At 68.4% G+C, this 23,308-nt stretch carries 25 protein-coding genes; 15 read left to right on the top strand and 10 right to left on the bottom strand.

Annotated features, from left to right (window positions below):
• Positions 1-10 precede the first annotated feature (10 nt).
• Positions 11-1,294 carry an Hsp70 family protein gene (locus BACI71_RS02465; RefSeq protein WP_159754610.1) on the top strand — a complete coding sequence of 428 codons (1,284 nt, stop codon included), beginning with the start codon at positions 11-13 and terminating at the stop codon, positions 1,292-1,294.
• Positions 1,295-1,296: 2 nt separating this feature from the next.
• The gene (gene pncB, locus BACI71_RS02460; RefSeq protein ID WP_159754607.1) at positions 1,297-2,601 is read left to right on the top strand and encodes a nicotinate phosphoribosyltransferase; all 1,305 of its coding nucleotides are present in this window, start codon (positions 1,297-1,299) and stop codon (positions 2,599-2,601) included.
• A 199-nt stretch (positions 2,602-2,800) separates the two neighbouring features.
• On the opposite strand, the gene BACI71_RS02455 is transcribed toward pncB, so the two are convergent.
• Positions 2,801-3,007: a DUF2945 domain-containing protein gene (locus BACI71_RS02455; RefSeq protein ID WP_159754604.1), complete on the bottom strand. Its 207-nt coding sequence runs from the start codon at positions 3,005-3,007 to the stop codon at positions 2,801-2,803.
• A gap of 102 nt (positions 3,008-3,109) precedes the next feature.
• Here BACI71_RS02455 and folE point away from each other — a divergent pair, with 102 nt between their 5' ends.
• The 5 genes from folE to BACI71_RS02430 all read left to right on the top strand — a co-directional run bounded on the left by folE (position 3,110) and on the right by BACI71_RS02430 (position 5,947).
• On the top strand, positions 3,110-3,736 hold the full coding sequence (gene folE, locus BACI71_RS02450; RefSeq protein WP_159754601.1) for a GTP cyclohydrolase I FolE: 627 nt from the start codon (positions 3,110-3,112) through the stop codon (positions 3,734-3,736).
• A 5-nt stretch (positions 3,737-3,741) separates the two neighbouring features.
• Positions 3,742-4,470, top strand: a complete 729-nt coding sequence (locus BACI71_RS02445; protein WP_159754598.1) for an SDR family oxidoreductase — start codon at positions 3,742-3,744, stop codon at positions 4,468-4,470.
• A complete protein-coding gene (locus tag BACI71_RS02440) occupies positions 4,463-4,813 on the top strand; it encodes a dihydroneopterin aldolase (protein WP_159754595.1) in 351 nt (116 codons plus the stop codon). The genes BACI71_RS02445 and BACI71_RS02440 overlap by 8 nt, the downstream gene beginning before the upstream one ends.
• 172 nt (positions 4,814-4,985) lie before the next feature.
• Positions 4,986-5,537 carry a glycoside hydrolase family 108 protein gene (locus BACI71_RS02435; RefSeq protein WP_159760774.1) on the top strand — a complete coding sequence of 184 codons (552 nt, stop codon included), beginning with the start codon at positions 4,986-4,988 and terminating at the stop codon, positions 5,535-5,537.
• A 2-nt stretch (positions 5,538-5,539) separates the two neighbouring features.
• Positions 5,540-5,947: a 3TM-type holin gene (locus tag BACI71_RS02430; protein WP_159754592.1), complete on the top strand. Its 408-nt coding sequence runs from the start codon at positions 5,540-5,542 to the stop codon at positions 5,945-5,947.
• Between the two features lie 138 nt (positions 5,948-6,085).
• On the opposite strand, the gene BACI71_RS02425 is transcribed toward BACI71_RS02430, so the two are convergent.
• The gene (locus tag BACI71_RS02425; RefSeq protein ID WP_159754590.1) at positions 6,086-6,274 is read right to left on the bottom strand and encodes a hypothetical protein; all 189 of its coding nucleotides are present in this window, start codon (positions 6,272-6,274) and stop codon (positions 6,086-6,088) included.
• 140 nt (positions 6,275-6,414) lie between these two features.
• Here BACI71_RS02425 and hslV point away from each other — a divergent pair, with 140 nt between their 5' ends.
• The 4 genes from hslV to BACI71_RS02405 all read left to right on the top strand — a co-directional run bounded on the left by hslV (position 6,415) and on the right by BACI71_RS02405 (position 10,576).
• Entirely contained in the window at positions 6,415-6,972 is a 558-nt protein-coding gene (hslV, locus tag BACI71_RS02420) for an ATP-dependent protease subunit HslV (protein WP_159754587.1), read from the top strand.
• Between the two features lie 198 nt (positions 6,973-7,170).
• The gene (gene hslU, locus BACI71_RS02415; protein WP_159754585.1) at positions 7,171-8,472 is read left to right on the top strand and encodes an ATP-dependent protease ATPase subunit HslU; all 1,302 of its coding nucleotides are present in this window, start codon (positions 7,171-7,173) and stop codon (positions 8,470-8,472) included.
• Positions 8,473-8,508: 36 nt separating this feature from the next.
• On the top strand, positions 8,509-9,618 hold the full coding sequence (locus tag BACI71_RS02410; RefSeq protein ID WP_159754582.1) for a helix-turn-helix transcriptional regulator: 1,110 nt from the start codon (positions 8,509-8,511) through the stop codon (positions 9,616-9,618).
• A 124-nt stretch (positions 9,619-9,742) separates the two neighbouring features.
• Complete coding sequence (locus BACI71_RS02405) at positions 9,743-10,576, top strand: PEPxxWA-CTERM sorting domain-containing protein (RefSeq protein ID WP_236552784.1); 834 nt, start codon at positions 9,743-9,745, stop codon at positions 10,574-10,576.
• Here the strand turns inward: BACI71_RS02405 and BACI71_RS02400 are convergent.
• The 5 genes from BACI71_RS02400 to lgt all read right to left on the bottom strand — a co-directional run bounded on the left by BACI71_RS02400 (position 10,555) and on the right by lgt (position 14,000).
• Positions 10,555-10,704 carry a hypothetical protein gene (locus BACI71_RS02400; protein ID WP_159754579.1) on the bottom strand — a complete coding sequence of 50 codons (150 nt, stop codon included), beginning with the start codon at positions 10,702-10,704 and terminating at the stop codon, positions 10,555-10,557. The two genes, BACI71_RS02405 and BACI71_RS02400, sit on opposite strands and share 22 nt — an antisense overlap.
• Positions 10,705-10,808: 104 nt before the next feature.
• The gene (gene pgeF / locus BACI71_RS02395; RefSeq protein ID WP_236552783.1) at positions 10,809-11,570 is read right to left on the bottom strand and encodes a peptidoglycan editing factor PgeF; all 762 of its coding nucleotides are present in this window, start codon (positions 11,568-11,570) and stop codon (positions 10,809-10,811) included.
• Positions 11,567-12,082 carry a GNAT family N-acetyltransferase gene (locus BACI71_RS02390; protein WP_159754576.1) on the bottom strand — a complete coding sequence of 172 codons (516 nt, stop codon included), beginning with the start codon at positions 12,080-12,082 and terminating at the stop codon, positions 11,567-11,569. Before BACI71_RS02390 ends, pgeF begins: the two co-directional genes overlap by 4 nt.
• Entirely contained in the window at positions 12,079-13,113 is a 1,035-nt protein-coding gene (locus BACI71_RS02385; RefSeq protein WP_236552782.1) for a class I SAM-dependent methyltransferase, read from the bottom strand. Before BACI71_RS02385 ends, BACI71_RS02390 begins: the two co-directional genes overlap by 4 nt.
• Positions 13,113-14,000, bottom strand: coding sequence for a prolipoprotein diacylglyceryl transferase (gene lgt / locus BACI71_RS02380; RefSeq protein WP_201297275.1), 888 nt, complete (start codon positions 13,998-14,000; stop codon positions 13,113-13,115). The genes BACI71_RS02385 and lgt overlap by 1 nt, the downstream gene beginning before the upstream one ends.
• A 65-nt stretch (positions 14,001-14,065) precedes the next feature.
• Between lgt and BACI71_RS02375 the strand changes: the two genes are divergently transcribed.
• Positions 14,066-15,745, top strand: a complete 1,680-nt coding sequence (locus BACI71_RS02375) for a class I adenylate-forming enzyme family protein (RefSeq protein WP_201297274.1) — start codon at positions 14,066-14,068, stop codon at positions 15,743-15,745.
• Positions 15,746-15,978: 233 nt separating this feature from the next.
• Here BACI71_RS02375 and BACI71_RS02370 read toward each other — a convergent pair whose 3' ends face one another.
• Both BACI71_RS02370 and BACI71_RS02365 read right to left on the bottom strand, forming a co-directional pair.
• The gene (locus tag BACI71_RS02370; RefSeq protein ID WP_159754573.1) at positions 15,979-17,208 is read right to left on the bottom strand and encodes an alpha/beta hydrolase; all 1,230 of its coding nucleotides are present in this window, start codon (positions 17,206-17,208) and stop codon (positions 15,979-15,981) included.
• A gap of 106 nt (positions 17,209-17,314) precedes the next feature.
• Complete coding sequence (locus tag BACI71_RS02365; RefSeq protein WP_159754570.1) at positions 17,315-18,223, bottom strand: hypothetical protein; 909 nt, start codon at positions 18,221-18,223, stop codon at positions 17,315-17,317.
• A gap of 290 nt (positions 18,224-18,513) precedes the next feature.
• Between BACI71_RS02365 and BACI71_RS02360 the strand changes: the two genes are divergently transcribed.
• Genes BACI71_RS02360 through phbB form a run of 3 tightly spaced genes read left to right on the top strand, consistent with a single transcriptional unit; the run spans position 18,514 to position 22,510 of the window.
• Positions 18,514-20,727, top strand: coding sequence for a xanthine dehydrogenase family protein molybdopterin-binding subunit (locus BACI71_RS02360; RefSeq protein WP_159754567.1), 2,214 nt, complete (start codon positions 18,514-18,516; stop codon positions 20,725-20,727).
• Positions 20,727-21,731, top strand: a complete 1,005-nt coding sequence (hemH, locus tag BACI71_RS02355) for a ferrochelatase (protein WP_159754564.1) — start codon at positions 20,727-20,729, stop codon at positions 21,729-21,731. The genes BACI71_RS02360 and hemH overlap by 1 nt, the downstream gene beginning before the upstream one ends.
• Positions 21,732-21,787: 56 nt before the next feature.
• A complete protein-coding gene (phbB, locus tag BACI71_RS02350) occupies positions 21,788-22,510 on the top strand; it encodes an acetoacetyl-CoA reductase (RefSeq protein ID WP_159754561.1) in 723 nt (240 codons plus the stop codon).
• 429 nt (positions 22,511-22,939) lie between these two features.
• Here the strand turns inward: phbB and BACI71_RS02345 are convergent, their stop codons facing one another.
• Positions 22,940-23,308: a glycine zipper 2TM domain-containing protein gene (locus tag BACI71_RS02345; RefSeq protein ID WP_159754558.1), complete on the bottom strand. Its 369-nt coding sequence runs from the start codon at positions 23,306-23,308 to the stop codon at positions 22,940-22,942.

Raw genomic sequence — 23,308 nt, 5'->3', positions numbered from 1 at the left:
GGAGCAAAACGTGGCGCGTGCGCTTGGCCTCGATTTCGGCACCACCAACACCGTCGTCGCGCTTGCCGAGGACGGCGACGCGCGGCTGGTCGAGTTCACCGGCAAGGAAGCGACCGGTGCGGTGTTCCGCTCGGCCTTGTGCTTCTGGGAGGACGAGCAGGGCTGGAACGGCGTCGCCAATGAGGCGGGGCCGTGGGCGATCGCCGAATATCTCGAGGCACCGCTCGACAGCCGCTTCGTCCAGTCTTTCAAGACCGTCGCGGCCAGCCCGCTGTTCGAGCGGACGACGATCTTCAACCGCCAGATGCGCTTCGAGGATCTCGGTCGGCTCCTGCTCCAGAAGCTGGTGCGCCACGCCGGCGGGCAGCTCGATGACCGCCCCGCGCGCGTGATCGTCGGGCGGCCGGTCGAATATGCCGGCGCGCGCCCCGACGAAGCGCTGGCGCGGCAACGCTACGACCTGATGCTCCGTGAATTCGGCGCCGAGGTCCATTACGTCTACGAACCGCTCGGCGCGGCACACAGCTTCGCGGCGCGGCTGACCGAGCCGGCGACGATCCTGGTCGCGGATTTCGGCGGCGGGACGACCGACTTCTCGCTGGTGCGCGTCGCCGCACCCGGTGCCGAACGCCGCTGCGTCCCGCTCGCCTCGACCGGCGTCGGGATCGCCGGCGACCGCTTCGACCAGCGGATCGTGTCGCAACTGGTGCTGCCGCTGCTGGGGAAGGGCGGGCAATATCGCTCGTTCGGCAAGGTGCTCGACATTCCGGGCGGCTTCTTCAACGATGTCGCGGACTGGTCGCGGCTGGCGATGATGCGCAACCGCCGCACGCTCGAGGAATTGCGCAAGCTGCAGCGCGACGCGCTTGATCCCGATGCGATCGGGCGGATGATCGCGTTGGTCGAGGAGGAGCAGGGCTTCCCGCTCTACGACGCGGTCGGCCGGCTCAAGCGCGCGCTGTCGAGCGCCGACCATGCCGAGTTCGCCTTCGAGGGCGGCGGGATCCGCATCGCCGCCGACGTGACGCGCGCCGATTTCGAGCGCTGGATTGCCGACGATCTCGCCCGCATCGAGGCGGCGCTCGACGCCGCACTGGCGCGCGGCGGAGTCGAGGCGGGGGCGATCGACCGCGTGTTCCTGACGGGCGGCTCGTCGCTGATTCCGGCGATCCGCGCGATCTTCGACCGTCGCTTTGGTGCGGAGCGGATCGCGACCGGCGGAGAACTGACCTCAATCGCGCACGGCCTCGCGCTGATCGGTGCCGAGCCCGACATCACGCCGTGGGAGGCGTGAGCGTGGTCTATACCGATATCGCGACGCGCACCTGGGATCATGGCTGGCGGCTCGATCCGATCGTGCGCAGCCTGCTCGACACCGATTTCTACAAGCTGCTGATGCTGCAACTGATCTGGCGGCGGCATCGCGACACGCACGCGACCTTCGCGCTCATCAACCGCACGCACAGCGTCCGGCTGGCCGAGGTGATCGACGAGAGCGAATTGCGCGCCCAGCTCGATCATGCGCGCGGCCTGCGCTTCACCAAGAAAGAGCTGATCTGGCTGGCCGGCAACAGCTTTTACGGCGAGGCGCGGATGTTCGCGGCCGATTTCCTCGCGTGGCTCGCCGACTTCCGTTTGCCCGAATATGAGTTGCGCACCGTCGATGGCCAGTTCGAGCTGCACTTCGAGGGCCCGTGGATGTGCACGACGATGTGGGAGATCCCCGCGCTCGCGATCGTCAACGAGCTGAGGGCGCGCGCGGCGTTGCGCGGCAAGGGGCGCTTCACGCTTGACGTCCTCTACGCGCGCGCCAAGGCGAAATTGTGGGAGAAGGTCGAGCGGTTGCAGCAACTGCCCGACCTCGCGCTGTCCGATTTCGGCACGCGCCGCCGCCACGGCTTCCTGTGGCAGCGCTGGTGCGTCGAGGCGCTCAAGGAAGGGCTGGGCAAGCGCTTCATCGGCACGTCGAACGTGCTGCTTGCGATGGATCACGATCTGGAGGCGATCGGCACCAACGCGCACGAGCTGCCGATGGTCGCCGCCGCGCTCGCGCCCGACGATGCCGCGCTTGCGCAGGCGCCGTATCGCGTGCTCGACGACTGGCGGCAGGCCTATGGCGGCAATCTGCTGATCGCGCTGCCCGATGCGTTCGGCACCGCCGCCTTCCTGCGCGACGCGCCCGACTGGGTGGCGGACTGGACCGGCTTCCGCCCCGACAGCGCGCCGCCGATCGAAGCCGGCGAGCGGATCATCGCCTGGTGGCAGGCGCATGGCCGCGACCCGCGCGAGAAACTGCTGATCTTCTCCGACGGCATGGACACCGCATCAATCGAGGCGGCGTATCGTCATTTCCACGGTCGGGTGCGGATGAGCTTCGGCTGGGGCACGAACCTCACCAACGACTTCCGCGGTTGCGACCCCGACGGCGCGACCGGGCTGGAGCCGATCTCGCTGGTCTGCAAGGTGATGAGCGCGGACGGTCGCCCGGCGGTCAAACTGTCGGACAATCCCGCCAAGGCGACCGGCACCCCGGACGAGATCACCCGCTACCTCCGCGTGTTCGGCGATGAGGCACGCGCGGCGATGCCGGTGGCGGTTTGAGCGCGGGGCGGGGCCGGCCCCGTCGTTGTGAGCGTAGCGAAGCAATCCAGGGCGTCTTGGTCCGGCACTGGATTGCGTCGCTCCGCCCGCAATGACGGATCAATAATTCGCGCCAGAGCACACGCTTGTCGGTAATCTTAGTGAGCACAGTGGCAATAAAGCGCGCCGCCGGTTCTGCAGGTTGTTCGACTTGATACGATCACGCCTTTTTCAGCGCAGCGGGCTTGTGCGCCGCCTTTCCGCCGTTGTCACTTTCGACGAGATATTGCGGATCGTCCTTCGACGCCTTGACCTTGTGGCCCTTGATCGCGGTTTCGGAGGTCAGCTTCTTCTCGACCGTGCCGTGCGCGGTGCCGCCGTGCGAGTTCCAGGTCACGTCATCGCCCTTCTTCAGATTGTCCGCCATCGTCCGTCTCCTTCGTTGTGGAAGGTGCAACACGCGGGGAACGCACAGGGTTGCGCTGGATCAATTCGTGCTACAGCCGGCATCGATACGAACGAGGACATGATGAACGACAAGGGTCAGGCGACGCCCGACGACGGCGATCTGGTGGCGGCGGACGGCAAGATCGCGGTGCCCGAACATGTGGCGGACGCGGTGCGCACCTTGCTGCGCTGGGCCGGCGACGATCCGACGCGCGAGGGGTTGGTCGACACGCCGAAGCGCGTCGCGCGCGCGTGGAAGGAATATTGCGCGGGCTATGGCGAGGACCCGGGCGTCCATCTGGCGCGCGTGTTCGAGGAGGTCGGCGGCTATGACGAGATCGTGCTGCTGAAGGACATTCCGTTCCAGTCGCATTGCGAGCATCACATGGCGCCGATCATCGGCAAGGCGCATATCGCCTACCTCCCGCGCAACCATGTCGTCGGCATTTCGAAGCTGGCGCGCGTGCTCCACGGCTATGCGCGGCGGTTGCAGGTACAGGAGCGGCTCACCGCCGAGGTCGCCGACTGCATCTGGAACCGACTCAAGCCGCTGGGCGTCGCGGTGGTAATCGAGGCGAGCCACGCCTGTATGACTGCGCGCGGCGTCCGCACCTCCGGCGTCAACATGGTGACGAGCCGCATGATGGGCGTGTTCCGCGACGACGACCGCAGCCGCAAGGAAGTGCTGTCGCTGATGGGTCTCGGCTGACCGCGATGCGGGTGCTGGTGACCGGCGGCGCGAAGCGGCTCGGCGCGGCGATCGCGCGTGCGGTCGCCGCGGCGGGGCATGAGCCGGTGATCCACTATGGCGCGTCACAGCGCGCGGCCGAGGCGCTCGCCACCGAACTCGGTGGAGCGACGGTGCAGGGCGATCTGGCCGATCTCGGCGATGTCCCCGCGCTTTTCGCCCGCGCCTGCGCGGGCGGCCCGATCGACGGGCTGGTCAACAGCGCCTCGCTTTTCGAATATGACGCGCCTGCCAGGCCCGACGCGACGCTCGCCGCGCGGCTCCATGCGGTGAACGTCGTCGCGCCCTCGCTGCTCGTCGCCGCGCTGGCGGGGCAGGGGCGCGCGGGCGCGGTGGTCAACCTGCTCGACCAGAAGCTCGCCAATCCCAACCCCGACTTCTACAGTTACACGCTGACCAAGGCCGCGCTGGCACAGGCGACGGTGCTGATGGCGCAGGCATTCGCCCCGCGCGTCCGCGTCAACGCGGTGTCCCCCGGGCTGACGCTGCCGAGCGGCGACCAGACCGACGCCGAGTTCGACGCGGTCGCGCGCGCCAACCTGCTACAGCGCCCGGTCGGCGCGGAGGCGATTGCCGACGCGGTGGTGTGGCTGCTCGCGGCGTCCAGCGTCACCGGGCAGACCATCTTCGTGGATTGCGGCCAGCGCTTCGTAAAGAGCGGGCGCGATGTGATGTTCGGGACCGATCATGGCTGACTATGCGATCATTCTCGACGATCTCGCGGTGCAGATGCGGCTCGGCATCCACCCGCACGAGGCCGCGCCGCAGCGCGTGCTGGTGTCGGTGCGGCTGACCGTCGACTATCCGCGGACGCCCGGCGCGGACACGATCGCCGAGGTGCTCGACTACGACACGATCCGCGACGGCATCCACGCGCTCGCGGCCGGCGACGGCTTTGCGTTGCAGGAAACGCTCGTGGAGCGCATCGCCGCCTTCTGCCTCGCCGACCCGCGCGTCCGCGAGGTACGCGTCCGCTCGATGAAGCCCGACGTCTACCCCGACGCGCGCGTCGGCTGCGAGATCGTGCGGCGGCGGTAACCTCCCTTATCGTCATTCCCGCGACGGCGGGAAGCCAGACGCGCGGGTCCGTCGATAGAAGCGCGGGCGTCGGAGGTTCTGGGTTCCCGCCTTCGCGGGAATGACGGCGAGGCCACCTGTCCTACACAGCATCGTACCTGATATGTTCTCCGCTCAACCAAGGAGAACGTCCATCATGATCGACGACCTCATCGACGCGGTGATCGACCGCGAGGGCGGGTTCGTGAACAACCCTTCCGACCGCGGTGGCGCGACGCGCTTCGGCATCACCGAGGCGGTCGCGCGCGCCAACGGCTACAGCGGCGACATGCGCCATTTCGCGCGCCCGGCGGCGGCTGCGATCTACCGGCGGCTCTATTGGCTCGCCCCCGGCCTCGACCGGGTCGCGACCCACGCCCCGCGGCTCGCCGCCGAATTGTTCGACACCGCGGTCAACATGGGACCGGCGGTCGCCGCCACCTTCCTGCAACGCGCGCTGACTGCGCTCAATCGGGGCGGGCGCGACTATCCCGACCTCGCCTGCGATGGCCGGATCGGCGCGCAGACGCTCGACGCGCTCACCAGCTTCCTCGCCACGCGCGGCCCGACCGCCGAGACGGTGCTGATCCGCGCGGTCGAGGCGTTGCAGGGCGAACGCTATCTGTCGCTCGCCGAGCATCGTCCCGCCAACGAGGCGTTCCTGTACGGCTGGCTCGCCAACCGCGTTGGCGGCGGGGAGCATTGAGGATGGCGGTCGTCGACACGATCATCGCGCCCGTTGCCGGGTTGCTCGACAAGCTCATCCCCGACCCCCGCGCCCGCGAGGCGGCGCAGCGCGAGCTGCTGCGGATGGAGGGCACGCAGGAGCTGGAGCGCGTCAAGACGCAAATGGCGGCGATCCTCGCCGAGGCGCAGGCCACCGATCCGTGGACCAGCCGCGCGCGACCGGGCTTCCTCTACGTCATGTACGCACTGCTGCTGTGGAGCATCCCGATGGGACTGATCGCCGCGGTCCGCCCCCAGGCGGCGGCGGCGATTGCGCAGGCGATGAATGCCTATCTCTCCGGCCTGCCCGAACCGCTCTACACGCTCTTCGCGACCGGCTATCTCGGCTACACCGTCGCGCGCGAATGGGGGAAGGCGAAGGCGAAATAGACGCTGGTCGCCACCCATTGCCAACTTCTCCCGTCATCCCGGACTTGATCCGGGATCCCGCTTTTCTCCTTCAGCCGTGGCAAAAAGCGGGACCCCGGGTCGAGCCCGGGGTGACGGACTGAAGTGGTGCCGCTTTCCTTACCCAGATCGCGCCAGTCGCTGAGGATCGGGCGGCAGGCGCATGTTCGCGCCGTGCGCCTGCTCCAGATATTCGGTGGCCATCGCATAATGCGCCCGGCACACGACGGGATCTTCCGCCTCCGCCGCCAGCCGGAGTTCGGCCTCGGCGCGCGTCTGGAAGTACAAACGGTCCTTATCGGTTATCATCGACGCACTCACTCTCCGCGCGCCATATGGTCGCTTGCGCGTGGCGATACCATCGCCGGCGTGCAAACTTTCGTTGCCCTTGCCTGGGACACCTTCGCGCCCCAAATCCGGGGCCTATGAACGGGAACGATCCACACTCCATGCCGGTCTGGCATGGCACCACCATTCTTTCGGTACGGCGCGGCGGCAAGGTCGTCGTCATCGGCGACGGTCAGGTCTCGATGGGCCAGACCGTGATGAAGCCCAACGCGCGCAAGGTCCGCACGCTGGGCGCCAAGGGAACGGAGGGGGGCAAGGTCATCGCCGGCTTTGCGGGCGCGACCGCCGACGCCTTCACGCTGTTCGAACGGCTGGAGGCCAAGCTGGAGCGCCACGGCTACAATCTGATGCGCGCCGCGGTCGAACTGGCAAAGGACTGGCGCACCGACAAATACCTCCGCAACCTCGAGGCGATGATGATCGTCGCCGACAAGGAGGTGACGCTGATCCTCACCGGCAACGGCGACGTGCTCGAGCCCGAAGCGGGGGTCGCCGCGATCGGCTCCGGCGGCAATTTCGCGCTCGCCGCCGCCCGCGCGCTGGTCGAATATGAAAACGACGCCGAGGTGCTGTGCCGCAAGGCGATGAAGATCGCCGCCGAGGTCTGCGTCTACACCAACGATCGCGTCACGATCGAGACGCTGGACAGCACGACGTGACGGCCACCCCTCGCCCCTGCGCAGGCAGGGGCCCATGTCTGTCACGTCTCGCGAAGCGGCTGACACGGGAATGACGCCCCTGTGTCAGACCTCCCGACCGACGCCACAGCCATAGGCTCCTGCCTCCGCAGGAGCGACGGCGCACCCCGCCACCGTCTCAACATTCGCAACATTCGCCGATCAGGGCTTTGAAAAACCATGAACGATAATCTCACCCCCAAGGCGATCGTCGCCGCGCTCGACGCGCACATCATCGGGCAGCAGGACGCCAAGCGCGCGGTCGCGGTCGCGCTCCGCAACCGCTGGCGCCGCCAGCAGCTCGCGCCCGATCTGCGCGACGAGGTGACGCCCAAGAACATCCTGATGATCGGACCGACCGGCTGCGGAAAGACCGAGATCAGCCGCCGGCTTGCCAAGCTGGCCGACGCGCCGTTCGTGAAGGTCGAGGCGACCAAGTTCACCGAGGTCGGCTATGTCGGGCGCGACGTCGAACAGATTGCGCGCGATCTGGTTGAGGAGGCCGTGCGACTCGAGAAGGAACGTCGCCGCGTCGCGGTGAAGGACAAGGCCGAGGCCGCGGCGATGGACCGGCTGCTCGACGCGCTGGTCGGCAAGGACGCCAGCCAGGCGACCCGCGACAGCTTCCGCCAGCGCTTCGCCGAGGGCCATCTCGCCGACAAGGAAGTCGAGCTGGAGCTGCAGCAGACCCCGCAGATGCCGTTCGAGCTGCCGGGCGGGCAGGGCTCGATGGGCATGATCAATCTGTCGGAGATGATGGGCAAGGCGTTCGGCGGCGGGCCGAAGCAGCGCCGCAAATTGCTCGTCCCGGCGGCGTGGGAGAAACTGGTCGAGGAAGAGGCCGACAAGCGGCTCGACCAGGACGAGGTCAGCCGCATCGCGCTGCAGGACGCCGAGGAGAATGGCATCGTCTTCCTCGACGAGATCGACAAGATCGCGGTGAGCGACGTGCGTGGCGGCTCGGTCAGCCGTGAGGGCGTCCAGCGCGATCTGTTGCCGCTGATCGAGGGCACGACCGTCTCGACCAAATACGGCCCGATGAAGACCGACCATATCCTGTTCATCGCCTCGGGCGCGTTCCACGTCGCCAAGCCCAGCGACCTGCTGCCCGAGCTTCAGGGGCGCCTGCCGATCCGCGTCGAACTCAAGGGGCTGACCGAGGACGATTTCGTCGCGATCCTGTCGGACACCAAGGCATCGCTGCCCGCGCAATACCAGGCGCTGATCGCTACCGAGGGCGTTGCGGTCGACTTTACCGACGACGGCATCCGCGCGATCGCGAAAATCGCGGCAGAGGTGAACGGCGAGATCGAGAATATCGGCGCGCGTCGGTTGCAGACCGTCATGGAGAAACTGCTCGAGGAGGTCAGCTTCAATGCCGAGGATCGGCAGGGCGCGGCGGTGACCGTCGACGCCGCCTATGTCGAGGCGCAGCTGTCCAGCGTGGCGCGCAACTCCGACTTGAGTCGCTTCGTGCTGTAACTTACGTCAGCCCCCCTGCGATCGCTGGGGGGCGGCATGGACGACGAACGCGAGGCGCTGATCCACGGCGCCTATCTGGCGGCGATGGACGACGGGGCGGAGGGCTGGACGCCGTGGCTGCGCCGCGCGTCGGAGTGGATCGGCGGGGTGGCAGGCTATCTGGCGATGGTCGATCGCGCAAAAGGCGTGCTGACGTGGAACGCGATCCACCACGTCGATCCGGCCGCGCCGGTCCGCTATGCCGCGGACGGGATGCACCTGCTCGACCCGCAGGTGCCGGTCGTCGCGCAACTCCAGCGGAGCCGGCTCTATCGCGACACCGACGTCCTCGACCGCGACGATCCGCAGGTCGCCGTCTATTTGCGCTGGATGGAGGCGTACAGCCGCACCCGCCATTTCGTCACCTCGGCGGCGGTGATCGGCGACGGTCGCTGGGTCGGCGGGCTGTCCGTTCATAACGACGTGACACGCGGCGAGATCGATGACGAGCAATGGCGGCGGCTCGCCTCCCTGGCCGGAACGCTGGAACAGACGCTCGCCTTCGGAGTGCTCCATGCCGAGAAGCTGCGCGAGCAATGGTGGCGCGCGCGCCTCGATGCGAGCGGCGAGCCCGCCGCGCTGCTCGACGACCAGGGCGTGGTGCTGCGCGCCACGCCCGATTTCGAGGCGGCGCTGCGCCGCAACGACGGCCTGCGCGTTCGTGACGGGCGATTGTTCGCGACGCACGCTGCGAGCCAGCAGCGGCTGGCCGCGCTGCTCGATCGCGCAACCGCAGCGCACGGTGCGAGTGCGGCGGCCACGCGAATCGAGCGCGCCGACGATCGCGCCGGCTATGTGCTCTGCGCGTGGCCGCTGGTGGCGGAGCGGCGCGCGCTGGTGCCCGATCGCGCGGCGGTGTTGCTGACCCTGCTCGACCCGCTCGCCACACCGACGCCGCGGGTCGGGCTGTGGCGCGCCGCATTCGGCCTGACGACCCGCGAAGCGGATCTGGCGGCAGAATTATTTTCAGGGCGCACGCTTGAGGAAGCATCGGCGGCGCTCGGGATCACGATAAATACTATCCGTGTGCATTTGCGGCAGATATTTGCCAAGACGCATACATCGCGGCAGGCAGAACTCATGCAGCTGCTGTCCCGTTTTGGGTAATGTAGGTCGTTCTATACTGCCGCCTACTCCAAATAGATGAGGGAACGACTCCTTAATAAAACCTAAAGGCATCCCCGATGGTTCAGCTCAGGGCCAGACATTGGATATTTTGGGGGAAACGAGCATGAAATTCGTTATGCGGGCAGCACTTACGGCTGCGGCGGTGACGGTGGCGGCGCCGTCCTATGCGGCGACCGTCGTGTCGAGCAGCGCGGTCGATTTCTCGGTCAACCTGTTGCTCGGCGCGCAGCAGAAGGATGATGCCGGGACGCGCGATCAGGATGCGACTCCCAAGTCGGGCAGTGGCTCGTTCACGGGTCAGGGTACGAACAAGGCCGCGGTGTCGGGCAGCTTCACCGGCGGTGCCGTCGCTACCGCGACCGGCAGTGGCCAGACCTTCGTGACGACCGTTTCGCCCGACAGCTGGGTCGCGCGCTTCACCGACGATCTGTCGACGGCGTCGTCCTCGGCGGCGGCATCGGCATCGGCGTCGATCGGGCACGCGGCGGTCACCACGTTCCTTCTCAACCAGACCGGGCTGCTCAACATCGGCTATATCGCCGCGGCGACCGACATCGACACGCGCACCGGGGCGCTCGCCAGCCGCGCGCTCGACTATATCAACATCTATCAGGGCGCGAACGACGCGCTGGTCTTCGCCGGCACGCTCGCCGACTATACCGCCGCTGCGACCGCGACGAAGACCTTCCAGGCGAACACCAGCTACAAGGTGTCGGTCAACACGCTGCCACGTACCGGCTTCGCTACTGCCGATGCGCAAGTGATCGGCCTGGGCACGCAGGCCTACAAGTATGATCGCTCGATCGGCTTTTCGCTGAACGGTATCACCGGCGCGGTACCGGAGCCGGCGACGTGGGCGATGATGATCCTCGGCTTCGGTCTGGTCGGCGCCGCGCTGCGTCAGCGCCGCGGCGTTCAGATCAAATTGCCCGCGTAAAACAGGATCAGGATCGCGGCGACCAGTAGAAACGCGAGATAATAAAGCCCGCCCTTGATCGGTCGCTTCGCCTTCCGGTTAAAGGTCGGGCCCTCGCGCAGCTCGTCGCGCACAATATTGTCGGCCATGATCGTTCTCCCGTGTCGCCGCACCAACCGGCGGCACGGCGGAACGATCCCGGCGAAGAATGTCACCGGGGCCAGCCTGTCCTCCCCGACCCAGGGGCGACGGGCTAGGCAGCGGGCGCGATGATCGCGATCTGCCGGCCGTAATCCGGTTCGCCGCGGTGCGTGGCGCGGCGATATGAAAAGAATCGCGCCTCGTCGGCATAGGTATCTAGCCCCAGCGCAGCGACGCGGGTCACCCCTGCTGCCGCCAGCCGGTGGACGACATAGCCTTCCAGATCGAAGCGGTGATGGCCGGCGCGCGCATCGGCGAAGAACCGCTCGTTGGCCGCGTCCGCTTCCTCGAAGCGGCGGCGGAAGGCATCATCGACCTCGTAGCTGGCGCGCGCGATGCACGGCCCGACCGCCGCGACGATCCGCTCCGCCCGCGCGCCGCGGGCGACCATTGCGGCGATCGTCGCATCGGTAACCCCGGCCAGCGCACCCTTCCACCCGGCGTGCGCTGCGCCGACCACCCCCGCCGCGCCGTCGGCGAGCAGCACCGGCGCGCAATCCGCGGTCACCACGCCGATCGACAGGCCGGCGCGATCGGTGACCAGCGCATCCGCCTGCGGCCGCTCGGAAAAGGGTGCGTCGACCGTCACGCAGGTCGCGGAATGGATTTGATAGGGCGTCAGCAAGCACGATCCCGGCGCGACCGCCTCGACCGCGGCGGTGCGGTTCGCCTGCACCACTTCGTCATCGTCCGCCGAGCCGAGCCCGACGTTCAGCCCGGCATGGATCCCCGCAGACCCGCCGCCCTGTCGTCCGAAGAAGCCGTGCGCCACGCCGTCCAGCAGGGCCGCGCGGAACGGCACCGGCTGCGTCACAAGGCGCGCCGCATCACGACATCGGTGTCCTCGTGATCGCCGACCATGAAGGCGTAACGGCCGACGTCCTTGAACTCGTACTTGGCGTAGAAGCGCCGCGCGCGCTCGTTGTCGACGAAGACCGACAGGTACATCTCGCGCATCCCGCGCGCGCGCGCTTCCTCCAGCGCCCAGTCCATCATCTTCGGCCCCATGCCCGCGCCCTGCCAAGGCTGGAGCAGATAGAATTGCCGCAACTCGATCGCGCCCTCCTTGGGCGTGAACGGCAGACGCGGCGGGCCGAGCTTCACATAACCGACGACGATATGCCCTTCCTCGACCACCGCGACCGAATAGGCCGGGTCGGCGATCTCGCGCGCCCAGTCCTCGGGCGTATGCTGTTCGAGGAAGGTGGCGAGGTCGGCGGCCGAATACAGCATCCCGAACGTCTCGGTGAAGGTCGCGCGCGCGACGCCGGCCAGATCGGCGGCATCCTTCGCGGTGGCGCGGCGCATGGTGGCACGGCGTGTCATGCCCCGAACCCCGCCGGTTGCGGCCAGTTTGGATGTGTCAGTGCAATCACCTTGAACAGCTCCCCCATGTCGTCCACCAGCCGGCGACGATCGCCGGCCACCCTCTCGCCCAGCGCCGCGGCGCGCTGGTCGATCCCCAATGTGCGCAGGAACGCGCCTTGCGCGGTCGTGCCGAACGTCGCCGCGCCCGACGCGCTCGCGACCAGTCGCAGCGTCGCCATATCGACGTGCGCGGTCAGGTCCTGCTCGCCCGGCGCCTCGAACGGATTGGCATACGCATGGCCACGCACCGCCTGCAGCGTGTCGCCGACGGCCGGCCCGTCATACCCATAGTCGATCACCAGCGCCGCGCCGCCCTGCGCGACGATCCGCGCCGACAGGTCGGCCATGATCGCGACGCTGGTCGGCGATGTCTCGACGATCGCGCCCGATGCGGCGGAGGCCAGCGCGGGCGGGATGATCGTGTCGGGCACGCTGGTTCCGGCGATCGGCAGGAACAACGTGTCCTGACACGCCACCAGTCGCTCGTGCCACGTTTGCCCCCGCTTCACGAGCTGGCGGATCGGAAGCGCGTCGAAGAATTCGTTCGCGACCACGATCAGCGGCACGTCCTCGGGCAGCGTCGTGATCGAATCGTGCCAGGTCGCGCCCGGCACCCGCTCGGACTGCGCCGCGCGCATCGTCGCGCTCGTCTCGACGAAATGGACCGGCGGGGTCAGTCCGGCATGCGCCATCACGCGCAGCGCATCGGCGCTCAGCGTGCCCCGGCCCGGCCCCGCCTCGACCCACGCCACCGCCGGCTGCCCGGCGCGCTCCCACAGATCCGCTGCCCACGCGCCGATCAGCTCGCCGAACATCTGGCTGATCTCGGGTGCGGTCGTGAAGTCGCCGCCCGCGCCCAGCGGGTCGCGCGTCGCGTAATAATGCGTGTTGGCGGCGGCCATGAACTGGCTGACCGGAATCGGCCCGCCCAGCGCGATGGCGCGCGCCAGTCGTTCCGCGAGCAGCGGTCCGGACCCGGCTTCGCTCATCAGGCGACCGCGTCCGGGCCGGCGATCGGCTCGACGCGCGTGCGGCGACCCGGTGCGGTCAGGATCAGGAACAGCCCGGCGACGATCATCGGCACGCACAGCCATTGACCCATGTGGAGCCCGGTCGCCTCGGCGAACTGGCGGAGCTGCGCATCGGGCTCGCGGAAGAACTCGGCGGTGAAGCGGGCGAGGCCGTAACCGGTCAGGAACAGGCCGACCAGTTTGCCCGGCTGGTAGCGCGCATCGGTGCGCCAGAAGAAGAACCACAGCAACGCGAACAGCAGGATGCCCTCCAGCCCCGCCTCGTACAGCTGGCTGGGATGGCGCGCCGGCTCGGGCACGCCGAATGGCACCGTCCGCTCGAACACGATCGCCCACGGCACGTCGGCGGGCTTGCCCCACAGTTCGCCGTTCACGAAATTGGCGAGCCGCCCGAAGAACAGCCCGAACGGCACGCAAGCCGCGACATAATCATGCACGCGCAACCAGTTGAGCCCATGCTTGCGCGCGAACCAGATCAGCCCCAGCGAGGTGCCGATCACCCCGCCGTGGAACGACATACCGCCGTCCCACAATCGCAGGATCGACAAGGGGCGCGTCAGCATCTCGGGGGCGTAAAACAGCACATAGCCGATCCGCCCGCCGAGAATGATCCCCAGCGTCGCGTAGAAGACCAGATCGTCGGCATGACGCCGCGCCATCGGGGCGCCCGGCTGGTCGAGCAACCTGAGCAGATACCACCAGCCGATGACGATTCCGGCGATATACGCCAGGCTGTACCAGCGCAGCGTGAACACCCCGATCGAGAAGACGTCGGGGTGCAGCCCCAGATCGGAAAAATGTATGTGGCTTGCCGCTACGGCAGCCGTGAGCGCGGGCAGGATCAAGGCTTTCCCCTCGTGAATCGCGCCTCCATAAGGGGCGAATAAGACAAACCCAAGCGGAGAGAGTGATGCGGACCGAGCTTGACGCACGCATGGATGCCACGATGGCCGCCCTGACGGGGGAGGGCGGTCCGCTCGCGTTGGGATCGATTGCGCGTTTCGGCCGCACCCTGCCGTGCATCGCCACCGCGCCGCCGACGCTGCCGGCCTATTTCGCACACTTCTGCGCCGAGCATCGCGACAAGATCTTTCTGGTCTGTGGCGACGAGCGGCTGACCTTCGGGCAGGCACATGACGCCGCGACTCGCGTCGCACAGGCGTTGGTCGACGGCTATGGGATCGCGCCCGGCGACCGTGTTGCGCTCGCCGCGCGCAACTCGGCGGCGTGGATCGTCCTCTACATGGGGATCGTCATGGCGGGGGGTGTCGCGACGCTGCTGAACGGTTGGTGGCAGGCCGAGGAACTCGCGGCGGCAATAGCAGAATCGACTCCGTCGCTGATCCTTGCCGACCCGCCACGCGCCAGGCGGCTCGCGGACAGCATTGTGCCGGTCGAGCCGTTCGACGACACGCTCCCGCTCGAACAGGCGCTCGATGCGCTGCTCGCCCGTGCCAGGGGCGCGACGCTGCCGACGGTCGAGACCGACGATCACGCGACGATCCTCTTCACCTCGGGGTCGACCGGGCGCGCGCGCGGCGCGCTGTCGACGCATTTCCAGGTCGTGCAGGGCACCTTCAACTTCCTCGCCTCGGCGATGATGATGCTCGCGATCTCGGCGCAGGACGGCAAGCCGATGGCCGCGCAACCCGCGACGCTGCTCAACGTCCCGCTGTTCCACGTCACCGCGATGGTGCCGACCTTCCTGCAAAGCTTCGCAATGGGGCGCAAGCTGGTGCTGATGTCGCGCTGGGACGCCGAGGAAGCGATGCGGCTGATCGAGCGCGAGAAGGTCACCTATTTCGTCGGGGTGCCGCTGATGAGCCTCGAAATGCTCAACCATCCGCGTCGCGACGCCTATGACCTGTCGACCGTCACGGACTTCGCGGCCGGCGGCGCGCCGCGCCCGGTCGAGCACGTCCGGCGGCTCGACGCCGAACTGCCCGGCTCGCCGCTGATCGGCTATGGGCTGACCGAGACCAACGCGGTCGGCGCGGGCAACTGGCGCAGCAACTATCTCGCCAAGCCCGCCTCGACCGGACGTGCCTCCGCGCCGCTCGTCGAGTTCGCTATCCTTGATGACGCCGGGCAACAGGTGCGGTTGGGCGGGGTAGGCGAGATCGGCATCCGCTCGGCGGCGTGTTTCGAGGGCTATTGGGGCTGCCCCGCCGACACCGCGGCCTGTTACACCGCCGACGGCTTCTTCCGCACCGGCGACCTCGGCTATCTCGATACCGACGGCTATCTGTTCATCGTCGACCGCAAGAAGGACATCATCATCCGCGGTGGCGAGAATATCAGCTGCCTTGAGGTCGAGGCGGCGCTCTACACGCATGGTGCGGTTGCCGAGGCGGCGGTGTTCGGGATGGCGGACGAGCGACTCGGCGAAGTACCGTGCGCGGTCGTCCACCTCGCCGACCCGGATTCCACCAGCGATACGGCGCTGATCGCGTTCCTCGGCGAGCATCTCGCCGCCTTCAAGGTCCCGCAACGGCTGTGGCTCAGCCCCGATCCGCTGCCGCGGTTGGGGACGGAGAAGATCGACAAACGGTCGTTGCGCGACACCTATGCGGCGTTGGTGGCGGGCTGAGGCGCAGCCGGTCGTAATTGCCGAGGATGAAGTCGGCGATTGGATCGGCCAGATCGAGCCTCACGGATCACGCGTGCCCTTCGTCATCCCGGACTTGATCCGGGATCCCGCTTTTCCTCTCGAACGATCGATCAGAAGACAGGCTCGATCCTTCGGTTTCCTTACACCCAAGGCAAGAAGCGGGATTGCGGATCAAGTCCGGGATGACGGCCACGGGCAGGAGTGCCCTCAGCCTATCCCACCGTCAGCGACGCGGTCGCCACCGCATTCGGGTCGAACCGCTCGCGCAGCGACTCCGCAATCGCCCGGGCGGTGCGCGGCACCTTGCCGTTATGGACCGTGCGGCCGTTCACCACCACGCGCACTGGACGATCGAGGTCCAGCAGCCGGTCGGACAGCCGCAACATGGTGCCCGCCGGAACCGCGCCGCTCAGCGTGATTGTGTGGCCAACCACGCTCGCGGTGATCGTATCGCCCGGCTTCACCGTCGCCGCAGCCGGGATTTTCAGCCAGTAGAAGCGATCGCTGCGCACGTCGTCCTGCACCCAGATCACCCGCGCCGGCCACGGATTGCGGCGGTAGTGCGCCATCCACGGCACCGCCTCGGCGTCCTTGCGATTCATCCAGTGCGGCAGCCTCGGATAGATGCGCGACATATGAACATAGCCGCCGGGATCGGCGGCGGCGAGGCGGTCGAGTTCCGCCGCCTTCTCCGCGCCCAGCTTGTTGCGGTCGTAGGCGGCATCGTCGCCCCCGACGAAGATCGCGAACGGCAGATTGCGCAGCGGCAGCAGCGAGGCGTCGCCCGGGTGCCCCGCCATCATCGCTGCGGCAGCAAAGCGGTCCGCCATCCGCGGCGCGAGCTGCCAGACGCCGTCGCCGCCCGCCGAATAGCCCATCAGGAACACCTTGTCCGGGTCGACCCCGTTCACCGCCACCTGCGCGTCGATCAATTCCTGAAGAAGCGGATCGATATGAGCCTCGTGCCACAGGTTCCACGTATCGGTCGGCGCGCGCGGCGTGAGATAGATGCCCTCGGCCGGCTCGTAGAGACGCAGCTGGTTTTGCCACTGTCCGTCATTGACCTCGGCTGGCGCGTTCCCGCCGCCGTGCAGCGAGATCCACAGGCTGCGCTGCCCGGGCGCGGCATTGCCGAAATCCTTGTGGGTCCAGCGCAGCGTCTTGTCGCCGATCGTCAGCTTCTGCGCCTTGACTGCGTCGGCATAGCGGATCGTCAGTTCGCGCTGGCGGTCGAGGGCCAGCCGTCCCCACGCGCGCTCCGCCTCCTCGCGGCTCAACGGCAGCCGCAGCCGCAGGTCGTCGAGCGACGCATGCGGTTGCGCGCGCCACGAGCCGAGTGCGGCGATCGCGCGCGTCGAGGCGGCGGCGCCCGGTGCGGCGAGGGACATTGCGGGCAGGAGCGCAAGCAGCGCGGGGGCGAGCAGGGCGGGCAGGTTTCGCATCGCACTCCCATAGCGTGTCCGGTCACCGGTCCGACAAGCCTCGCTTGCGGGGGCTGGCCCGGATCGGGGAGCGATGGACGCGATCCGGGCTGTCCCGCCCCGCCGGTCAGCATGTGCCGATCCGATGCCCCTCGACGACGGTGCGTTCGAGGAAGGCCGGCGGTCCGAGCGCGGGATCGCCGCGACCGCCTTCGCGGCCGTCGTCGGCATCGGCCGTGCGCTCCCGCGACGACGGCATCGAGGCATCGAGCGGGGCGTGACCGCCGAGCCTCAAACCGCTGGAAAGCGTGGTGATCCGCGTCTCCTTCGCCGCGGAGAAGCTGGTTGCGTCGTTTGAGCCGGTCAGCCTGCCGCGCAGCAGCGCGTTCCGGACCGTACACTTTTGCGTGCCCTCGAAATGGTCGACCCGCGGTGTGACGGTCCAGCTGCACGGCGACGCCGTGGTGCGGTACCGATCCTCACGCAGCATCGCCGCCAGCATCGCGGTGAGCTGGTCGTCCCTGATGCACAGCCGCCAGTATCGCGGCGGCAGGCTGACCATCTTGAACAGCTCCCGGTAATTGCCCCCGGCGATCTGCTGGCGCGTGCCCGTCTCGGAAAAGCGCCACTGGCCGGCCTGCGGGGGCGGCGACCGGACCGCCGTGACGGTCACCTCGTCCAACGCGCCATCGCCGCTCTGGTCGGTCGGTGTCTTGAGCAGGCCCTGATCGACCAGCGTCGCGAGTTGGGCAATCCGGTGCCTGACGCATGCGCCCGTCTGCCCGTCGCTGGACGGCGTCTCCGCCACGCAGCGCCGCACCAGCTCGCAGATGGCAGTATCGACGTCCCGGTCGCCGGTCGGCCGTCGCAGCCGGCACGAGCGGAGCGTGCCGCCCTCGCTGTCATAGTCGATGCCGGCATGGATGACCGACTGGCCAGTGATCGACGAGGCAAGGTTCTGTGTCACTGGCGCAACCTGCATCCACGCCGCTGCGATCCCCGCCGCCACGACGTTCTGAAGGACAAGGCTCCGCATACGTCAGCTGTCAGAAAAGCGGCAGCCGGCCGCGAAGGAATGTACAGAATGCATGTAAGTAATCTTGGCGGCCAAGCTTGCAACAGTCTCCTAATCTTGCATCGTTCATCCGATTTGCTCAAGAGGCAAGTGAAGGCCGTCAAATTATTGGATACAGCCGGTTAGAAATAGTATGCGCGGCTGATCTCGATCGACTCGTTGCTTGGCCCGCGCCGCCGCGCCACACGCTGGCGTAACCATCGCCGACAAACCCCTTCCGCCACACCCTCGCGCCCGCTAACCCCCGGCGTATGGCGGAGATCACGCGGCGCAGGCTTCTCGTTTCCGGTGGTGTCGGCGCGGGGCTGGTCGTGGCCTGGGCGGCGTGGCCGCGCACCTATCTGCCCAATCTCGCCGCCGCGCCCGACGAGCGCGTCTTCAACGCCTTTCTGAAGATCGCGCGCGACGGGAAGATCATCGTCGCGGTCCCGCAATGCGAGCACGGACAGGGCGTGTTCACGACGCTGCCGCAGATCGTCGCCGACGAACTCGGCGCGGACTGGCGAACGGTCGGGGTCGAGGCCGCGCCGGTATCGCCACTCTATGCCAACCCGCTCGCCGCCGACGGGCTGTTCGGCGACGGGTTCACGGGCGTGCCCGAGCGGCTGCAAGACGAGCACTGGACCCGCGACGCGCTGATGCTCACCGCCGGCTCGACCTCGGTGCGTCGCTTCGAGGCACCGCTGCGCGAGGCGGGCGCGACGGCGCGCGTGCTGCTGTGTCAGGCGGCGGCAAGGCGCTGGGACGTCGACTGGCGCGACTGCACCACCGCCGACGGCTTCGTCGTGCAGGGCAACCGGCGGTTGCGCTTCGGCGAACTGGCGGAGGCCGCGGCGTCGGGCAGCATACCCGCCGAACTGCCGTACCGGATCGGCGACGAAGGGCGGCTGACCGGCGAGGCGCTGCCCCGGCTGGACGTGCCCGCAAAAGTCGATGGCTCGGCCAATTTCGTCGCCGACGTGCGGCTGCCCGACATGGTGTTCGCGAGCATCCGCCAGGCGCCGCACCGCGACGCGCGGCTGCGTTCGGCGAATGTCGCCGCGGCCGAACGGGTGCCGGGGATGCTCCACGTCGTCCGCAACGATCGCTGGATCGCGGCGGTCGCGAACAATTGGTGGGCCGCCAACCGCGCAGTGGACGCGCTCGCGCCCCGCTTCGAAGGACCGGTTCCGCCCGACGACGCGGCGATCGACCGCGCGCTCGGCGCGGCGCTCGATGCCGATGGCCATCGCGTCGCCAGCACCGACGACGTCGACGGGGTCTTTGCCGGCGCGCGGCTGATTGAGGCCGAATACCAAGTCGCGCCGGCACTCCACGCCGCGGTCGAGCCACCCGCCGCGACCGCGCACTGGCAGAACGAGCGGCTGGAACTATGGGCCGCGACGCAGGCCCCCTCACTCGCCCGTGCGGCGGCGGCGCGTGCGATCGGCGTGGCGGAGGCGCAGGTGATCCTCCACCCGATGCTGAGCGGCGGATCGTTCGGCGTGGCGCTGGAGGTCGATGTCGTCGAACAGGCGGCGATCCTCGCGAAGGAGCTGCGCCGCCCGGTGCAACTGGCGTGGTCGCGCGGTGAGGCGTTGCTCCATGACCGGGTGCGTGCCCCGGCGCGTGCGCGGATGGCGGCACGGCTCGCCCCCAATGGCGCGATCCTTGGCTGGCGCGCGCGGATCGCGGTGGGGGCGACCGGGCGCGACCTCGCCGCACGGCTCCTGCCCGACGATCCGCTGCGGCGGCTCGCCTCCGCGCTGCCCGCGGGCGCGGACAGCTATGCGATGCGCGGCGCGACGCCGCCGTACCGCGTCGGCGCGTCGGAGGTCTGGCATCACCCGGTCGCGCTCGACCTGCCGACCGGGCATCTGCGCGGCGGCGCGGACGGCTACACCGCCTTCTTCACCGAATGCTTCCTCGACGAACTGGCACGCGTCGCCGGAACCGAACCGATGTCGTACCGCGTCGGCCTGCTCGGTGGCGAGCCGCGGCTGGCGCGCTGCCTGACGACGGTGGCGGCGCTCGGGGGGTGGAGCGGCGGCGTGCCGGGCAGCGGGCAGGGGATCGCCTGTTATCGCATGGCCGGCAGCATGATCGCGGTGCTCGCCGAGGCCGGGTTCGACGCTGCCGGTCGCCCGCGCGTCGACCGGCTGGTCGCGGCGGTCGATTGCGGCCGTGCGATCAACCCCGACATCGTCCGCCAGCAGATCGAGGGCGGGCTGATCTTCGGCGCGGCGACGACGCAAGGCGCGGCGGCAAGCTATCGGAACGGGCTGGCGAGTATCCGCCGCTATGGCGACGTCGGGCTCCCGACGCTCGCCGACGCGCCAGAAATTACCGTCGAGCTGATCGCCTCGACCGCCGACCCCGGCGGCGTCGGCGATCTCGGCGTCCCCGCCGTCGCCCCCGCGATCGCCAACGCACTGTTCGCCGCCGGCGGAACGCGGTGGCGCCATTTGCCGTTCAGGAGCGTGTGATGCTTCCCCCTGATCACCCGTCCATTCCCCGGCCGCGCATCGGCGTGCTGCTCGTCAACCTCGGCACCCCCGATGCGGCGGACACCCGCGCGGTGCGCCGCTATCTCGCGGAGTTCCTCTCCGACCGCCGCGTCGTGGAAATCCCGAAGCTGCTGTGGCAGCCGATCCTGCGCGGCGCGATCCTCACCACACGTCCCAAGAAGTCGGCGCACGCCTATCAACAGGTATGGACCGACCAGGGCTCGCCACTCGCGGCGGTAACCCGCGCGCAGGCGCTGGCGCTCAAGGACGCGTTCGGAGCGGAGGTGCTGGTCGACTGGGCGATGCGCTACGGCAATCCCGCGATCGGCGACCGCCTTCAAGCCATGAAGGACGCCGGGTGCGAACGCATTTTGCTCGCGCCGCTCTATCCGCAATATTGCGCGGCGACGACCGCGACCGCCAATGACAAGGCGTTTCTGGCGCTGGCGAAGATGCGCTGGCAGCCCGCGATCCGCACGCTCCCGCCTTATTACGGCGACGCCGTCTATATCGACGCGCTCGCGCGCAACGTCACCGACGCGCTGGCCACGCTCGACTTCGCACCCGACGCGATCGTCGCCAGCTTCCATGGCATGCCGCAACGGACCCTGGAACTCGGCGATCCGTATCATTGCCATTGCCGCAAGACCGCGCGGTTGCTCGGCGAGGCGCTTGGCCGCCCGCTGACCGTCGCCTTCCAGTCGCGTTTCGGCCGCGCCAAGTGGCTGGAGCCCGCCACCGACACCACGCTGGAGGCGATGCCCGCGCAGGGCATCCGCAAGGTCGCGATCCTCGCCCCGGGCTTTTCCGCCGACTGCCTCGAGACGCTCGAGGAGCTGGCGATCCGGGGGCATGAGAGCTTCGTCGCGGCCGGCGGGACGGATTTCGCCTATCTGCCGTGCCTGAATGACGGCGCCGCGGGCATTGCGATGCTGCGGACGTTACTGGCACGTGAACTTGAAGGGTGGGTAAGCGCCGCCTAGGCTGATCTGCATTTGAGATACCGCCTCATTTCGGGCGGGCGACGGGAGAGGATGTTATGGCACGAGTGGCGATCGTCACCGGGGGAACGCGTGGCATCGGCGAAGCGATCAGCGTCGCCTTGAGGGATGCCGGCATGACGGTCGCGGCCAATTACGCCGGCAACGACGAGCGCGCCCGCGACTTCACCGAGCGTACCGGCATCGCGGCGTACAAATGGGATGTGGCGGACCACGAGGCGTGTCAGGAAGGCTGCGCAAGGGTGGCCGCCGAGCTGGGGCCGGTCGACGTGCTGGTCAACAATGCCGGCATCACCCGCGACGGCACGATCCTGAAGATGACCTACCAGATGTGGAAGGAGGTCATGGACACCAATCTCGGCGGCTGTTTCAACATGGCCAAGGCGGTGTTCCCGGGCATGCGCGACCGCAAATGGGGGCGGATCGTCAATATCGGCTCGATCAACGGGCAGGCCGGGCAATATGGTCAGGTGAACTATGCCGCGGCGAAGAGCGGTATCCATGGCTTCACCAAGGCGCTGTCGCAGGAAGGCGCGCGCGCCGGGGTGACCGTCAACGCGATCGCGCCGGGCTATATCGACACGGACATGGTCGCCGCGGTTCCTGCGGACGTGCTGGAGAAGATCGTCGCCAAGATCCCCGTCGGCCGGCTCGGGCAGGCGCAGGAGATCGCGCGCGGCGTGGCGTTCCTGTGTTCGGAGGAGGCAGGGTTCGTGACCGGCTCGACGCTGAGCATCAATGGCGGGCAGCATATGTACTGACGGGCCGAGGCGCGTCGCCCGGCGCCGCCGGGTACGGCGCCGCCGCGCAGCGCGGCCCGGCACGGCCGGCGGGTCGGCCCCGCGCCGACCCGACCGACAACGCGGGCTTTGCCCGCGGCGTGCCTCTGATGCTCCGTGACATCCTCCGCCCGTCATTGCGAGCGCAGCGAAGCAATCCAGGGCGTTTTGGTCCGGCTCTGGATTGCTTCGCTGCACTCGCAATGACGAGCCTGATTGATGTCAGGGACCCAGAAATAACACGAGCCCGGCACCATCCGGCACCGGGCTCGCGCCCTCATACGCTACGCGAGGGAAGGGGTGAACGACGGCTTGGCCGTCGTCGGTCGGATCGGCGCTGCCGACCCGCCGGCCGTGCCGGGCGATGCGCGGGGCGCACCGGTCGGGAGCATGGCTCCCGGCCTTCGCCCGTCAGCGGCAATACCGGGGGTTGTTCGACTTCTCGACCGCGTTGCCCGCGACCGCGCCGCCGACGCCGCCCAGCACCGTGCCGAGGGTTCGGTCACCGCGCGAGTCGATCACGCGACCCAGCAGGCCACCGGCAATCGCACCGACCACCGTGCCGGTCGTGCCATTCGAGCAGCGGCGGTTGTAATTGTAGCGGCGGTCGTTGCCGCGATAATCGCGACGGTCATAATCGCGGCGATCATTGTAACCGCGGTTGTCGCTGTAGCGGCTGTAGCGGTCGCCGTAATAACGCTGCGCGTCGGCGGCAGTCGGGGCCACGGCGGCGGCGCCCATCGCGAGCGCGGCACCGGCAAGGGCGAGATTCTTGAACAT

The sequence above is a fragment of the Sphingomonas sp. 8AM genome (assembly GCF_902506455.1).
In the GTDB taxonomy this organism is placed as follows: domain Bacteria; phylum Pseudomonadota; class Alphaproteobacteria; order Sphingomonadales; family Sphingomonadaceae; genus Sphingomonas.
Note: the sequence above shows the minus strand (reverse complement) of the source record. Positions and strands in the feature narration are given on the sequence as shown.